Genomic DNA, 17050 nt, shown 5'->3' with positions numbered 1-17050 from the left:
AGTTTGGAGTTGCGTTATGTTGTGCCAAATCCCTGATATTTCCCCAGGTGTCATTAGCTTGTTTGTTAGTGGACGTTTATCGACCCATGATTACCAAACGCACTTGCAACCATTGATTACTCAATATCGTGACAATAGTGGCCAAGTAAAATTATACATCGAAGCTGATGTGTTGCTAGAAGGGTGGGATGTCAGTTCATTAATGGGCGGAGATAAAGTTCAATTACCGCCATTTGATGCTTTGGTGTTTGTAGGAGGCCCTGACTGGGTAGGTAACTCGGTTAATTTACTTGCGCCATTTATGCAAGGTGAAGTAGCGTGGTTTCCGTTAGAGCAAAAACAACAAGCCATAGCATGGCTTAAGCAGTGATGTCAGTGTCGTGTTGCGACATAAAACCAGTTTAGATATTTTTTTGTTATAAATTCAAGGAAGTAAAATTAAATGTTCAATAATAAAACCAACCGTTTAGCGGCTAAACTAACGATTATTTTTGCTGCAGCAGCATTGGTCCTAGGGTTGAGTGCTTGCTCGCCTGAAGTAGGAAGTGAAGCTTGGTGTAAACAAATGAAAGATAAGCCTAGTGGTGATTGGACTGCTAATGAAGCGGCTGATTATGCCAAGCATTGTGTATTCTAAATGATCATAAACCGTGATCGCGTTATTTATTATGACATTCAAGGCTAGCGGGTTTAGCACTTTTAGGTAAACTCACAGTCTTATGACTAGCCAGTACTTTCATTAAGCTATTTAACTTGCTTGTTAAGTGCTTGGCTAGGAGTTATTTATCAGAGGTCATTTGTGTCATTGTCAGCCATTAAAACATGTGCAAAATTAATGGTCGCCGTTATGTTGCTGCAATTTATCAGCACTAACTTAGGTGAGCATCAATTGCATCTTGGTGATGGCGAAAACGAACAAGTGAATCATTCCCACATCGTATTTTCAGCACCAGCTGATGTTTGCGATAAAGCTGATGATTTTGCTCACTTATTTAATGCAACCTCGACAGCATCTGAAATCCATAACCATACATTATTGGCTGACAACCAAGATTATGAACTGTGTTTAGATTGTCAGTGTCACGGTGGTCATAGCGCAACAATTGATTTTGTCGCTCAGCTTATGCCTGTGGCAATAATTTCTGAAGCGCCAAAAACTGTTATTCAAACTTACATTCCCCCAGAAGCACGCTTAAGTTACCGCCCTCCTATTTTATTAATCAGTTAATGACTTAACTGATTAATTTTGCATAGTTATCGTTTTAACCGACTGGTTCTGTCTCATCCTATTGGGTTTGAGGCAGCCTGTATTGAGGCTAGTTATAAGTCGCCAAAAGGTTAACTCGCTTAGAAAACTATTTTTGCATCCAGATAATTTCAGGGTGATAACAGCTTTGCACGATTAATCATCAATTAATTTTAGATTTTGACTTAGGTCGAAACGAGAATAAATGATGAATAAATCTATTATTTCTTCAGCGCTTATTGTGCATTTAAGCATGATGGGGGCGAGTATTGCGTCTATACACACTGTGCATGCCGAAGGGGCGTTAGCGAGCACCTTTAATCGGCCAATGCATAACACTGCTCACTCAGCATTTGAGCGCACTAATGTTACTACAAGTACTCAATCGTGGTTTGACACCTTGATGCTCAGCTTTGAACAGTTGCCACAAATACAGGCCCAAATGTCGTTAAAACGCCAAGCTTTATTGAAGTTATCAGCCGCAGATAATGCGATTTATAACCCAGATCTTGGTGTGGATTATCAACATGCACCGGAGGACGACACCTTCACTATCGCCTTAAGTCAAACTATTGATTGGAGTGATAAGCGAGGCGCAGCAATTCGATTAGCGCAATTGGAGTCAGAAATCACCTTGTCGGAAGTGGCAGTTGAGCGCAGTCAGATACTGTCAAAACAATTGTTGGCAATAGTGGCGCTGCAACAAAATCAAACCTTGTTCGCTTTTAATCAACAGCAGTTTGATTTAGCAAGGGCGCAACTTGCATTGGCTGAGCAGCGTGTCGAAGTAGGCGATATTGCTATGGTTGAACTGCAACTCATGCGTCTTGATGTCGCCAACAATGCAGCCGCTTTGGCTTTAGCAGAGCAAGCATTACTTGTTGCAGAAACAGAAGTCTACACCTTATTAGGCCATGAGAGTGTACCTAATATAACGCTAAACAGTTTAATAGAGCTGACATTAAGCCAACGAGTCACTCCAGAGTTACCCGCATTAAAAACGGCCTATCAACAAGTCATGCTAGCCAAATTGCAGGTGAATCAGTTAAAGGCTGACTTATCTGCAGATCCCAGTATTAGCCTCAGCGCAGAGCGTGAAGGTAGTGATAATAAATGGGGGCTAGGTGTGTCGATTCCATTAACCGTCCGCAACAACTACCACGACTCCTTTGCTGCAGCGAACGAAAGCATTGCCATTGCTGAACAATCTTATCTAGCGACAGAAAAGGCACTGCATCAACAGTGGCAGCTATTTACTCGTGCAATCCCAAGATTATTAACACGCTATCAAGACTGGCAGCAATTAGTTGAGCAATCAGGTCAAGAGGCGACAGCTTTGATTTCAGGCCAATGGCAAACAGGTGATATTAGCACCAGTGATTATCTGCAAAGTCAGCGGCAAATGAGCACTAGCTTTGTTGCTGGCGTCAACTTAGAGGCCAATTTGTATCAACACTGGCTAACGTGGATGGGCGACAGCGGGCAGCTTGAACAAGTGCTACAGCAGCATTTTATGACCAATAAGGCAGCAACTACCGACGCTTTAGCTGATTAACTAACAACAATATTAAGTGGTTATTTGTTGAGTTTATAAAGCGAATAACGGCTTAAAAGGAACATTATGAATATTCAACATCTTGATAAAAAACTGAGCAAACGCTCGCTAACTGTTATCGCGATACTGGTGTCAATTTGCTATATCCCCCAAGTATTAGCGGGGCCCGGGCATAACCATGCCGAGAAACCACAACAAAACGATCGCATTACTCTGCAGAATGAAATCACTGATGAGCATAGCAATGCGTTAGTGCTTACTGACCGTCAGCAGCAAATGGCTGGTATCGAAGTGATGAGCTTATCAAGTAGCACATTTAACTTAGATGATGTGGCTACAGCAACCCTCATTGTCGATCGAGATCATACCGTCACCCTAGCGCCACAGTTGGATGTCAGAGTGCTAAAACGTCATGTGGTGCCAGGCCAGTTAGTCAATAAAAATCAAGTTTTACTGACCTTGGGCGGCGCGGCAGTGGCTCAAGCGCAAGCGGATTATATTACCGCAGCAGCTGAGTGGAATAGAGTGAAACAGATGAGTAAAAACACCGTCAGTGAAAGTCGACGATTAGTGGCAAAAGTACAAGCTGAGCTGACTCGTGCCAACCTCGAAGCGCTCAGTATGACGGCATTGCAAATCAATCAATTGATTACCAAGCCTGAGTCCATTGGTCGTTATCAATTATTGGCACCGATCAATGGCCGGGTGCAGCAAGATGTGGCCTTGATAGGTCAGGTTTCTGCTGGTGGAAGCCCGTTAATGCAGTTAACGGACGAGTCACACTTATGGGTCGAAGCTCAGCTTTCTGCTCATCAGGCTGCGGGGATAAATAATGGCGATAAAGCATTAGTCAGAGTCAATGAGATATCCATTGAGGGGACGATTATTGGCCGTTCCCATGAATTGGACTTGGTGACGCGCACAGAACAAGTATTAGTGAGCATCGATAATAGTGAATACGGTTTACATGCTGGACAATTTGCGGAGTTGTATCTACCAAATAGTCTCGATGGTGGTGTCGTGTTACCTGATGCCGCTTTGACCCGCAGTCGCGATGGTGATTGGCAAGTGTTTATCCAAGATGAAGATGGGTTTGAAGCGGTCGAGGTTGAAGTGATTGAAAGCCAACGCGGAATGAATATGGTTAGGGGTATTGAGCCTCGCGTTCATGTGGTGATCAGTGGTGCGTTTTTGTTGGCGTCTGAACTTGCAAAAGCAGGTTTTGATATTCACAACCACTAGGAGCTGAGCATGTTATATAAGTTAATCGAAACAGCGGTTAAACACCGATTTGTAGTGGGTTTGGCGTTGCTCACTATTGTTATTGCTAGTGTATTCATGTTGCCAAAGCTGAATCTGGACGCCTTTCCTGATGTCACCAATGTACAAGTTACGGTGAATACCGAGGCCGAAGGATTAGCTGCCGAAGAGGTAGAAAAACTCATTAGTTACCCTGTTGAATCTGCCATGTATGCCCTGCCTGAGGTGACTGAAGTTCGATCGCTGTCACGCACCGGTTTGTCGATAGTGACCGTGGTTTTTGCTGAAGGGACGGATATTTATTTTGCCCGTCAGCAAGTTTTTGAACAGTTACAAGCAGCAAAAGAAATGATCCCTGAGGGTGTCGGCGTGCCTGAGATTGGGCCGAATACCTCAGGGCTAGGACAGATTTATCAATATATCTTGCGGGCAACACCTGAATCAGGCGTTGATGCCGCAGAGCTACGTAGTCTCAATGATTACTTAGTGAAGTTGATTTTAATGCCTGTTGGCGGTGTTACCGAGGTGTTGTCATTTGGCGGTGATGTACGTCAATACCAAGTGAACATCGACCCCAACAAGCTACTCAGTTACCGCCTAACAATGGCACAAGTGACAGAGGCTCTGGAGAGTAATAATCGTAATGCTGGTGGCTGGTTTATGCCCCAAGGACAGGAGCAGCTTGTTGTTCGTGGTTATGGGTTACTGCCTTCAGGTGATGCGGGATTAAGGGCAATAGCACAAATTCCATTAACAGAGGTGGCAGGCACCCCAGTTAGAGTTGCTGATATTGCACAAGTTGAATATGGCCGTGAAATTCGTGTGGGTGCAGTAACCTTTACCCGTAAAGAGCTAAACCCTGTGAATGGCAAAACTGAAGTTAATGCCATGGGTGAGGTTGTTGCTGGCGTTGTACTAAAACGCATGGGGGCGAACACTAAGGCCACGATTGATGACATTAACGAGCGGGTGAGTTTGATTGAGCAGTCACTGCCCAAAGGCGTCTCGTTTGAGGTGTTTTACGATCAATCAGACCTGGTTAAGCAAGCTGTCACTACCGTTGTTAATGCTTTACTAATGGCATTTGTGTTCATCGTGATTATTTTAGTCTTATTTCTGGTTAATCTGCGGGCGACGTTATTAGTGCTGTTATCAATTCCTATCTCGATTGGTTTAGCGTTGATGGTCATGTCTTATTACGGCATGTCAGCGAACCTAATGTCACTGGGTGGTTTGGCGGTGGCTATAGGCATGTTAGTTGATGGCTCGGTGGTGATGGTTGAAAACATTTTTAAGCACCTGACTTTGCAGCAAGCGGATTCAGATTTAAACCAAGTCGGTGATAAAACATTCGCAGCGCAACAGCTTGAGCGTCATCGTTTGGATCACAAACTAACCGCGCTTACCGTGAGTAAGGTGATGTTAGCGGCTAAAGAAGTGTGTAGCCCCATCTTCTTTGCGACCGCAATTATCATCGTGGTGTTTGCGCCGTTGTTTGCACTAGAAGGCGTTGAGGGGAAAATGTTTCAGCCGATGGCGGTGAGCATTATTCTGGCGATGGTTTCAGCATTACTCGTCGCACTGATTGCTGTGCCAGCCATGGCAGTGTTTTTATTTAATCGTGGGGTCAGCGTCAAGCAAAGCCCGATACTTGCCCCTATTGAACGAGTTTATCGTCAGCTATTGGCAATCATCATGAAGCAACCTAGGATAGTCATGGTAACGGCGGTGGCGATGTTCGCTGTGAGTATGATGCTAGTACCCAAGCTAGGCACCGAGTTTGTGCCTGAACTTGAAGAGGGCACCATTAACCTTCGGGTGACTTTAGCGCCGACAGCAAGCTTACAAACATCACTCGATATCGCACCAAAAATCGAGGCGATATTGATGGATTTCCCTGAGGTGGAATATGCATTAAGTCGTATTGGTGCGCCAGAGCTTGGCGGCGATCCAGAGCCTGTGAGTAATATTGAAATCTACATTGGTTTAAAGCCTGTTGATGAATGGCAAAATGCTGAAAGTCGTTTTGAACTGCAGCACTTAATGGAAGATGAACTGAATATCTTTCCTGGCTTGTTGTTCACCTTTTCACAACCGATAGCCACCCGTGTAGATGAATTGCTTTCTGGGGTGAAAGCGCAATTAGCCATTAAAATCTTCGGCCCAGACTTAGCGATATTGTCTGAAAAAGGTCAGCGACTAAAGGAACTGGTTAGCGAGGTTGAAGGAGCTGTTGATGTGTCGCTTGAACAAGTCAGCGGCGAAGCACAATTGGTTATTCGGCCGTTACGTGATCAACTGGCTCGATATGGCTTAAGTGTCGATCAAGTGATGAGTTTGGTAAGCCAAGGTATTGGTGGCGTCAGTGCAGGACAAGTGATTGATGGTAATGCCCGCTATGATATCAACGTGCGATTAGCTGAGCAGTTCCGCAGTTCGCCAGATGTACTGCGTGATTTGATTTTGCGCGGCGCTAATGGTGCCCAAGTTCGTTTAGGTGATGTGGCCAAAGTGGCTGTAGAAATGGCGCCGCCGAATATTCGTCGCGATGATGTACAGCGCCGCGTTGTGGTGCAAGCTAATGTATCGGGCCGTGATATGGGCTCAGTGGTTGAGGATATTTATGCCATCGTGCCAGATGCTGAGTTACCTGCGGGTTATACCGTGGTTGTCGGTGGTCAGTATGAGAATCAGCAGCGTGCGCAACAAAAGCTGATGTTAGTGGTGCCGGTATCTATCGGATTAATCGCCTTATTATTGTTTTTTTCATTCGGTACGCTTAAACAAGTGGGGCTGATTATGGCCAATGTGCCGTTAGCGTTAATCGGCGGAGTAGTCGCGCTTTACGTTACTGGGACATACTTGTCAGTGCCAAGCGCTATTGGCTTTATCACCTTATTTGGCGTGGCGGTGCTTAACGGTGTGGTGCTGGTGGATGCCATTAATCAGCGGCGAGAAGAACACAATCAATCTGAATCACTGCAAACCAGCGTGTTTGAAGGCACTATCGGCCGATTGCGCCCTGTGTTGATGACGGCATTAACTTCAGCATTAGGAGTCATCCCAATATTACTGTCAACGGGTGTCGGCAGTGAAATCCAGCAACCGTTAGCGATAGTGATTATTGGCGGTTTATTTAGCTCGACGGCATTAACGTTGTTGGTATTGCCGACTATGTATTTGTGGTTATATCAAGGTAAATAACTTAATGAGATAAAACCCAATAAAATTAGGTTTTATCTCTATTTATTTAAACCATTTATTAAATAAGGGTATTAAAATATTTAAAACATTTAATTTACATTTGTATTTTTTTGTGTATTTTATATAAAAAATTTTACATGGATGTGTTTAAATAATATGCAGCTACGATGGATCGTTGGGTTTTTCCTATTCTTTATTTCTAGTTTTTCATTCGCAAACTCTAATTCAGACTATCAAGGTTTTGAAGTCTATAATGATAGTGATGGAAATATCATTCTTAGAGTCCCTTCAAAATTTGTTTTGATTGCATCTGAAATAAATATTCCATTAAATATCACACCCAAAAATGGTGTGTTTAAGCTAGTTCAGTCTGGCAATAATTGGGTATTAGAACCAATAACTCAGCAACAGTTTAAAGTATTAACATTAACGGATGCCTCTCATTTAAATATTGAATATCATGATATTGATGGTGATGGAATTAATGACTTGATCATTAGAGATGTCAGCGGTACCCGTGATAGTTTTATTGTTTCAAACTTAACTGGTACTGCAAATGTAGATGCGTACAGTTTGAGTAGAAATGAAATTGACTTATCTCAAGGGGAACCCTTAACTTTTATCGATATCAATAATGATGGTATTAAAGATATCGTTTTAGATTACAATTTAGCGAGTCAAGTTACTTATTTAGGTTCTAGGTCTGGGAAGCTCGTTAATACCTCTGGCAGCGAATCATTTACCAATCCTGGTAATGTTATTGGCTTAAGTGCGGGGCAATTTAAGGTAACTGAATCTGGCGCTGCGACATATAGCATTCCTCTATCCTTACCTCCAGCAACGGCAGGCGTCGCACCTCAAGTCGCTTTATCATATAGCAGCCAAGGTGGTGAGGGTATATTGGGAATGGGCTGGAATATTTCTGGGCTATCAGCAATATCACGTTGTCCTAAGAATATTGCCATTGATACAAAAATTGACGGTTTAAAATATAATTCAAGTGATGCACTTTGTTTTAATGGGCAGCGATTAATATTAAATAATAATAGCTCTGATGAATATCATACAGAGATCGATAATTTCTCTGTTATTAAGGCGTTCAGCAATAGCAAAGGGCCACAATATTTTACCGTCACAACAAAAGCGAATGAAACACATTACTACGGTAAAGCACCGCTAATAACGTCTTCTACCGATGCTTATGTAGAAAGAGGCGGTTTTGCAGCTAACTCTGAAGCAAAGTTATGGGCACTTAAAGCTATAGTTGATAATAAAGGTAATTACATACGCTATGACTATGAAAAAGATATCAATAAAGGCAGTCATTTATTAAAAAATATTGCTTATGGTGGCAATGTTACTTTAGGAAAATCGAACTATAACAAAGTTGAATTTATATACACAGATGTAGCGCGTTCAGTAGAAGGGTATGCAAATGGTGGCATACTGACTAATAATAAAAGATTAACTCAAATCAAAGTTAAGCAAGATTCAGACATTTTTCGATCTTATGATTTTACTTGGTTATTAACTGATATCCCAGAAGAGCGCAATTATGTAACTGGAATTCAAGAGTGTTTCGACGAATCCAATACCGATTGTTTACCTGCAACCAAATTTGAGTACGAGCAACCAATAAGAAAAAATTCGGCGCCATCCTATGCACTTTGTGAAAGTGAGCCTGGAGACACAATTTGCCGAGCCGTTTCTTATTGCGACTCTACGGATAATCAGTATCAAACTTGGTGTCGAATAACCAATAACACAGCTAATTTTACACCTTTTGAAAGCGTTACACATAATGCCGCTGTGACCAATGGCGACAGATTCTATGCTCAAGTTTTAGATTTCAACGGTGACGGCTATGCCGACATGTTGTTTCAAAAAGATAGTAGATGGCATTTTTATACCACAGATTGGAAAGTCACGCCCACTGAATCAACTGCTTCAATTCCGACAAAATATCGCAATAATTATCTAAGTGATGAGAACATTGCACGAACGATTAAAACCAGTGCGATTACCAATAGAACACAAAAGATATCCAATGCCAGTATAGGCGAAAAAGGCTATGCAAAAGTTATTGATTATAATGGCGATGGTAAACAAGACTTGCTCATTCCGCACAAATCTGGCAATTGGCACGTCATTAGTTCAGAGCCTAGTACAGAGGAGGAAGAACATTGTGAACCAGAACCTAATAACAGATTGTTATGTGAAACATTCAATGTAAGTTACGATTTTACCTACAAATCATTGGGTCGATCTTCTGCTGAATATGAAAATACTGTCGTTGCTGACGTAGATGGCGATGGTCTACAAGATATTGTATTTAAATTAAGTGGTACCTTGAAGTATTACCAGAATCTAGGTGGCGCATTTTCCGCAGCGAAAAATATTACGCTAGTGTTACCTTCAAGCTTTAGTGGTGCGACTGCATCACAAACTTACGGTCATAACATAGTGTCTACTTCCGCCAATCTCAAAAACTCAGCCATGATCGATATTAATGGTGATGGATTGACTGATATTGTGATGCGTGTACTTAAAGTTTCAGAGCCTGAATTTGACCCTGGTTGTGGGATGAACCCGCTATCAATAGCTTCAAGTTCACAACCAAGTGTTGATACTCAAGCTATAGATTGTGACAAAACAGTTACAAGAACCTATAGAACATATGCATTTATAGCGTCAGTTGATAATGGTCAAGTAAAATATGATGCGACCAATAGCCCTGTCCTAGGTAGTACATTAAAAGCATTAAGAGCTGCAGATTTTAATGGTGATGGCTTAACCGATATAGCCTATATCAGTAGCGATACTTGGCATTACAGATTGTCTAAAGGCAATGGCAGCTTCACTGCTCCCAAAGTACTGACGGGGATTGAGGCTAAAACAGAAAGTGTCTATAACCGTCATCAGTTTGTTGATCTTGATGCCGATGGTCGTACCGACATTCTTGCTGCCACCAAAACAAAGTCGTATAACATCTTTTTATCTGCGCCAAGTGCAACCTCTGAAAGTGCCAACTTTATTCGACGTGGCGCTATCAATGTGGGCACCAGTAATACACCAACCAATACCGCCATACGTCTTGCAGATGTTGATGGTGATGCAAAAATGGACTTATTGACTTCGTCATCTAGTTCGGGATATTGGAAGGTCCAAAAAGCCTATCGCCCTTATATTAAAGAACATGTATTAAAGAAAATTACCAATGGATTTGGCGTTGAAACTAATATTGCGTATGCGCCATTAAACAGCGGTATACCGTTAATTAATATCAACTCATCTCAAAACACTAATGCCCAAGATTATATAACGCCAGTAGCAGGCATGTATGTGGTAACAGAAGCCGCAACTCAGTCAACCAATACTGATTCCGTATTAGTGCAATATGCCTATGGTGGGCCGCTTGCTCATAAAAAAGGCCGTGGCTTTTTAGGGTTTGAAACAGTGCAAACAACAGATCCTCAATCTGGTGTTATCACTACGACTCAGTTCCATCAGAAGTTCCCATTAACTGGCATGCCAATATCAACAACTCGTAAATATAAGGATAATCTGTTAAGCACTGCTGAAAACACTTACACGCAGACGACGAGTAGTAATGGTGGTATACAGGTTTACCTTAAAACGTCGACAGAAGAAAGCTATAGTCTAGATTTATCTACAGACGGTAAAACAGTAAGAAACCCCAAAAAGGTCAGTGAAACGTTAACCACCAATACGCACGATTCATGGAATAACTTAACAGAAAGTGTTGTTGACATAAAAACCGCTTCTGGTGCACTGGTCCATAAAACGAAGACAACCAATTCTTACACATCAAGTGCCTACAATCAGATTAGTGCAGCCGCATTAGTATTATCTCGTAGTCATAATCAAAAGGCAGTGCAATCAGGTAACCAACCAGATGCTAAACGCTTTGGTCGACTGTATACAACAGCGGTGACGAAAACACGTTATCAAAATACTGATGGTGCTAATGGTAAAACGCAAACTCGCAACACTAAGTTTAGCTACTATCCAAACGGTATGTTAAGAGAGTCAAATGTAAATGGGCTTACCACAGCATTTTTCTACGATAAATACGGTAATAAAGTCGCCGAGCAAACCTACGGTAAACATAATGCCACTAGCTACCAAAAACGTGGCCAATACTGGTTTTATGATAATCGTGGTCAATACCTTGCCAGTCAGATGAACCAAAACGGTCAGTCAGAAACGTACCTATATAATGGCAAGTCGGGCAGTACAGCAACCCTTGGCCGTATTTACAGTAAAACAACCACTGGGCCGAACAAATTAGCCTCGACCAGTTATTTTGACATTCAAGGACAAGTAGCACGACAAGTCTTAGCTGACGGTAATTACACTGAGATTACTCGCAGTCAGTGCACCAGTTGTGACAAAAACTACTTAACTGAAACCACCAAAGGTAGTAATAAACCTCAATCGATAAAGTACTTTGATAAGTTTGGTCGCCAGCGCGAACAGCGGGCGATGGGCTTTGATGGTAGCTGGATTGTTACAGCATCAACTTACGATAAATTGGGCAGAGTGACTCATCAAACTGTACCTAAATATGACAGTGCCTCAAGCATTAAGTCACAGCAGTTTTATGATGCTTTAGGACGAGTATACAAACAAACTAAGTTAACAGAGTCAGGTACTGCGACAGTATCCAATACCATTAATGGCTTAGTCACGACATCTTATGATGAAAAAAGTCAGCCATATAAAGAAACACGCAGCGCCGATGGGTTATTGATTGCGCGAACTGACCCAAATAACCAAGTCATTTATTACTATTATGATGCTTTTGGTAATACCCGTAAGGTTACGACTAAAGCAAAAGATAAAAATAATGCTTGGAAAACCCAATCAATCACCACTGACTTCGATGCCTATGGTAGAAAAGCGGCAACAAACGACCCCGACAAAGGCAATTGGACCTATACCTATAATGCGTTTGGCGAGTTATTAACGCAAACAGATGCAAAGCAACAGGTTACGACCACTGAATACGATGCCATGGGACGCATGTTGTGGCGTAAAGATGATACCAACTTATCCTGTTGGGGTTACGGTAGCAGTACAAGTCAACATAATGTAGGTAAGCCTGCATGGGCTAAAACTTGGGCGAATCAAACTAATTGCGCGACTTCTGCTGCGGTTCTCAGTAGTGAATACTATTTTTACGACCACTATGGACGCCCAAATCAAACAGACTTTAATCTTGATGGCAGCAGTTATAGCACTAAAACAGAATATAATGCCAAAGGTCAGGTAAGCCGCCAGCATTACCCTTCAAACAACGGAACCTTTTACGTTAATTTTTATTATAACACTAACAACTACCTTTATTTACAAAAAGACAGCAGTAATCGAAATTTACGTCGCATTACGGAAATGGATGTATTTGGTAATATTACCAAGCAAACTTTTGCAAACGGAACATCTGAAGAAAAAGGCTTTAATAGTCGAACAGGCCGCATCAGCCATATTGATGTAGCCAAAGGCACACGCGATATCCACACCTTAAGTTATGGTGAGTTTGACGCTAAAGGTAATGTTGAGTTTAGGGCACATAGCTATTTTAATAGCGCGGGTGGGCAAACATTATCTTTTAATGAAACCTTTACTTACGACAAACTCAATCGTATTGAAACCCGCGACTTAAGTGTTGGAGGTGGTAGCTTAACCGGCTATAGCTATGATGAGCAATATAGCTACGATGGATTTGGTAATATTAAAAGCCGTAAAGGTTATTCTGGTGGCAGTTACTCTAAAAACTTAGCCAGTTACGATTATTTACAATCAGTAAGTGTAAATAGATTAAATAGCGCAACTGTTGACGGTAAAACCTACAATAAGTTTATATATGATGATAACGGCAATATCACCTCAGATGGCCGCCGTAACTTTACTTACAATGCTTTCGATAAAGCCAGCCGTATAAAATCGGGTAGCCAATATACGGATTATCAATATAACCATAATCGCGCAGTATTAAGTCGAACGGATTATCGCCAAGAAGGCAGTGATTGGAAAACATTCCATACTGATTATGTGGGCTCGATTTATCAACAGGAAAAACGTTATAAAGGTAGTCAGCTAGAAAACACCCGTCATAAATATTTAATCGGCAATATTATGGTGGTAAGAAATCACAATACTACCTTAGGCAAGAGTGAAGAGGTGCAGTATCAGCATACTGATCATCAAGGCTCTATTCTTTCAATAACCAATCAGTCAGGCGCTGTACTGGAACAGTATTTTTACACAGCTTTTGGCAAGCCGATGAAGCTCGCAGGCTCGAGCCTTATTCAAGCGATTACCCCAATGGCGCGGGGTTATACTGGCCATGAAATGCTGCCGAATTTGGATATCATCCAAATGGGAGGACGTATTTACGACCCAACCCTAGCGCGCTTTATGCAAGCAGACCCTTTTATACAAGCACCGTCTAATCTGCAAAACTATAACCGCTACAGTTATGTGCTTAATAACCCGCTGACTTATACCGACCCAAGTGGTTACATTATCAGCACTCTTTGGGGGGCTGGTAAAGCCATTTTTAATAAAGTTGCTAAGCCAATACTAAAAGGACTTTCTTCAGTACCTATTTTAAATTCGGCAGTGAAAATTGTTGGTTGTTATTTCACCGGACCTGGCTGTCCAATGTTTTTAGCTATTTACAATGGTGCTCAAACTCAGGCAGTTACTGGGAGTATAGGAGCTGCACTTAAAGCATCAGCTATTACTTATGCGACGAGTTATGCCACTGCGGGTATTGATGCGAATGCAGGCTTTGTAAGTGGAATGATTGCAAAGGGAGTTGTAGGGGGGGTTAGTGCTCACCTTCAGGGAGGTGACTTTGGTAGTGCATTTATTTCTGCGGGCGTTGGGGCAATTGGAGCCTTCGCTGCAGGGGCTATGAATATACAGAGTTTTGCTGGTGAAGTAGCTGTAGCAGGCGTTTTAGGTGGCACAGTCTCAGAATTAAGTGGAGGCAAGTTTGCCAATGGTGCAATTTCAGCTGCATTTAGCGTTATTATACGAGGGATAGCAAAACGCAATAGGAGTACTTCTTTAAGCTCTAACTCGTATAAGTCTTCTGGTGGCAAAGTTCATGTCGATTTATCCCAGCTTGAAACTCAGGCTGAAAGAGATGAAGTGGCAATATATTTAGAACAATTTAAAGGTGACATGTCAGTAGACCAAGGTAGTTTAGTCGTTGCGCAATTAGAATTAACGTTTGTAAAGGATATGTTGGTCTCACTGGATGTGGGAGCTGCTAGAATGAATATTAAATTTCAACAAGGTCAGAGTCAGGTGAGTAAAATAGCAGGGGCATTAACATTACCTTTAATTGCACCGTCAGCAGTGAGTGCTATTGGGGTAAATAATTTAATTAATGTTTATGGCGGATACACAGTATTAGATTCTGGTGGGAATATAGTTACTGGAGAAGGTCAATGGGGAGATTATTTAAGTATTTTATTAACTGGCTATGGTTCAGGAATGCATCGAATGATAAATATACCTGGTGCTAATATATTTAATACAACAAAAACAGAAGCTGTGAGTTGTGCTGCGAGGCAAGGGTATATATGCGGGGAATAAACTCAAAAAATATGGAGTATAATGATCAAGTTTTCAATCAAGCGATTATGGTAATGATAACTTGGTTTTGTGTTTATATAGTTGTTTATTTGGTAGGCTTTTCTGATTGGTATATTGAATTTTTAGTTTATTCAGTATTATTTAGTTTAGTGCATTTTAATAGCTTCTATTCAAAATTGTGTAGCTCTATATATAAAAGAAAGAAAACGAAGTTACTTACTGGTTTTATGGGTTATGGTGCTTTTATGGTTTTTACTGACTTAATTTATAAGTTCCAATTTGTTCCAGACAAAAAAGTTACTATTTTTATATATATTATAATTTATCTAGTTTTATTGTCTTTGTTAGATTTTTATATAAGGGTGTCAAAGGTGATGGAAAAATAAGTGGACCAGATAGAATAAGTGGGGTCAGAGTAAACTTAATATTAGTGTCTCTCTCCACTTGCAGTTTTAATAAAAAGTGAGTTTACCGCTTTGTAATAAATTATGGAATAAGCCTAAATAATCGTTTTGGCTGTGGAATCCATACAATCTCTTTCAAGGAATGAACTGTTAATAATGAACAAGACAATACTGATATTTTCGATATTATTTTCACCATTAATTATGGCGAATGGTCATGTGGATAAATCGACTGTTGAATATGTTCGTGTAGATTTTTCTGGTAAAGGGATTATTAAGTTCACTAGAAAGTTAACTAATCTCCCCAGCAGGGTGTGGTAATGGCCATCCACAGCATTTGTCATTTAATACGAATACTGCTGCTGTTAGAGCAATAATGAGTATGGCGTTAACAGCGCATGCCTCCGGAAAAACCATTTCAGCAAGGGGCACTGGCGGTTGTGGTCATTATGGAACCGTCGAAACTAGGAGTTGGGGTTTGGTGAATAAATAAATTGACCTATTTACCATTGTTTAAGGTTAGGTATAGCTATTAAGTACAATAAAAAATGGATTTACAAATGTTTAAGGTAATAAGTTCATGCGTGTTGTTAGCAATTTTTTTTGTAAGCGATGCTTTTGCAAAACGATATGACATAACCGCTGATATTGGCCAAATTAGATATCATGATGCTGACAATACTTTGGCAAGTAGTTGGCGTGGTGATATGTGGTTTTCGTTATCAAACCCTAATCAGCAACCAAATTGTAAAACATATTCGGGTAAGTACGCGATTTCTGTGTCAAAAGGTAATGAAACTGCTATTTCAATGATATTGGCTGCCAAAATGTCAAGTAGCAAAGTGATAGTTACAATTGATGATGAAGTAAAACGCGCAGGATCAGTATATTGCCAGTTGCAATATATTACGATTAAGTAAGTTTGATTAAGTCAGTGGCTCCTTTTTTATAAAACATGGATGTATTTAAAAATATGTTACGTATAACGATAACTATCACTTTTTTGCTCTGCTTTTTATCCGTTTCGGCTGAGGCAAATACCACAGCAAAAATCACTAAAATTCTGATGTACGAACAAGGTGACATTATTTATGTATACCCTGAAGGTGGGGTGCAGAATCCACCTAGTTGCCATGGCTCAAATGGGGATTATCTCAGTTATAAAATGAGTAGGCCTATGGCGAAAGAGTACTTCAGCATGTTGATGCTTGCCTTTGCAGCCCAAAAAACGGTTGCATTTAGAACAGAAGGGCAATGTTTAGATCAGTCTGTGTCAGAAACAATTCGTTATTTTACTGTTTATAGATAATTAAGCTATTAAATACGCCTCCAAGGATGATTGAAATGCGTTTAAAACAGCTAACCGTAATGGTCGCTCTATTTGCAATTGCTGGCACTGCCAATGCCACTAAATACACTTGCTCAGGTTTAGTGAAAGGCTTATCTGTGTCACCGCAAAATGGTTTAGTGCTCGCAGAGAGAATAGGAGAGCTGCAATGGCCACGACTATGTTCTATTTCAGAAGATGTGGCTGGTATACCTGCCGATAATTGTAAATTGATTTATTCCACATTACTTGCTGCGCAATTATCTAATAAAACAGTGACCATTTGGTTTAACGACAGCAAAGACTGCAGCCCAGCCAGCCATCCTGCTTGGGAAGAATTAACTGGTTGGTATTTTGGCCCCCGAGTTAATGATTAGTTTTTAATATGAGTAATAAAAAAATAAACAATACTAAAGGATTAG

At 41.0% G+C, this 17050-nt stretch carries 11 protein-coding genes; all 11 read left to right on the top strand.

Annotated features, from left to right (window positions below; genetic code table 11):
• The first annotated feature begins 16 nt into the window (after positions 1–16).
• On the top strand, positions 17–370 hold the full coding sequence (locus J8L86_RS12635) for an STAS/SEC14 domain-containing protein (RefSeq protein WP_055022801.1): 354 nt from the start codon (positions 17–19) through the stop codon (positions 368–370).
• Between the two features lie 72 nt (positions 371–442).
• Complete coding sequence (locus tag J8L86_RS12630; RefSeq protein ID WP_055022800.1) at positions 443–637, top strand: DUF3012 domain-containing protein; 195 nt, start codon at positions 443–445, stop codon at positions 635–637.
• A 162-nt stretch (positions 638–799) separates the two neighbouring features.
• Entirely contained in the window at positions 800–1228 is a 429-nt protein-coding gene (locus J8L86_RS12625; protein WP_065109732.1) for a hypothetical protein, read from the top strand.
• A 223-nt stretch (positions 1229–1451) separates the two neighbouring features.
• A complete protein-coding gene (locus J8L86_RS12620) occupies positions 1452–2801 on the top strand; it encodes a TolC family protein (RefSeq protein ID WP_247663384.1) in 1350 nt (449 codons plus the stop codon).
• Between the two features lie 66 nt (positions 2802–2867).
• Entirely contained in the window at positions 2868–4043 is a 1176-nt protein-coding gene (locus tag J8L86_RS12615) for an efflux RND transporter periplasmic adaptor subunit (RefSeq protein ID WP_065109733.1), read from the top strand.
• A gap of 9 nt (positions 4044–4052) precedes the next feature.
• The gene (locus J8L86_RS12610) at positions 4053–7265 is read left to right on the top strand and encodes a CusA/CzcA family heavy metal efflux RND transporter (RefSeq protein WP_211030622.1); all 3213 of its coding nucleotides are present in this window, start codon (positions 4053–4055) and stop codon (positions 7263–7265) included.
• A 156-nt stretch (positions 7266–7421) separates the two neighbouring features.
• Positions 7422–14897 carry a toxin TcdB middle/N-terminal domain-containing protein gene (locus J8L86_RS12605; RefSeq protein WP_211030620.1) on the top strand — a complete coding sequence of 2492 codons (7476 nt, stop codon included), beginning with the start codon at positions 7422–7424 and terminating at the stop codon, positions 14895–14897.
• A gap of 560 nt (positions 14898–15457) precedes the next feature.
• Positions 15458–15622 (top strand): hypothetical protein, encoded by a 165-nt coding sequence (locus J8L86_RS12600; protein ID WP_211030618.1) that lies wholly within the window; start codon positions 15458–15460, stop codon positions 15620–15622.
• Between the two features lie 227 nt (positions 15623–15849).
• Positions 15850–16221, top strand: coding sequence for a hypothetical protein (locus J8L86_RS12595; protein WP_211030617.1), 372 nt, complete (start codon positions 15850–15852; stop codon positions 16219–16221).
• A gap of 53 nt (positions 16222–16274) precedes the next feature.
• Positions 16275–16610 carry a hypothetical protein gene (locus J8L86_RS12590; protein ID WP_247663383.1) on the top strand — a complete coding sequence of 112 codons (336 nt, stop codon included), beginning with the start codon at positions 16275–16277 and terminating at the stop codon, positions 16608–16610.
• A gap of 35 nt (positions 16611–16645) precedes the next feature.
• Positions 16646–17005, top strand: coding sequence for a hypothetical protein (locus tag J8L86_RS12585; RefSeq protein WP_211030614.1), 360 nt, complete (start codon positions 16646–16648; stop codon positions 17003–17005).
• Positions 17006–17050 lie beyond the last annotated feature (45 nt).

The organism is Shewanella sp. MMG014 (genome assembly GCF_018100775.1).
Lineage (GTDB): Bacteria > Pseudomonadota > Gammaproteobacteria > Enterobacterales > Shewanellaceae > Shewanella > Shewanella japonica.
This window is presented reverse-complemented; position numbering and strand designations above follow the sequence as displayed.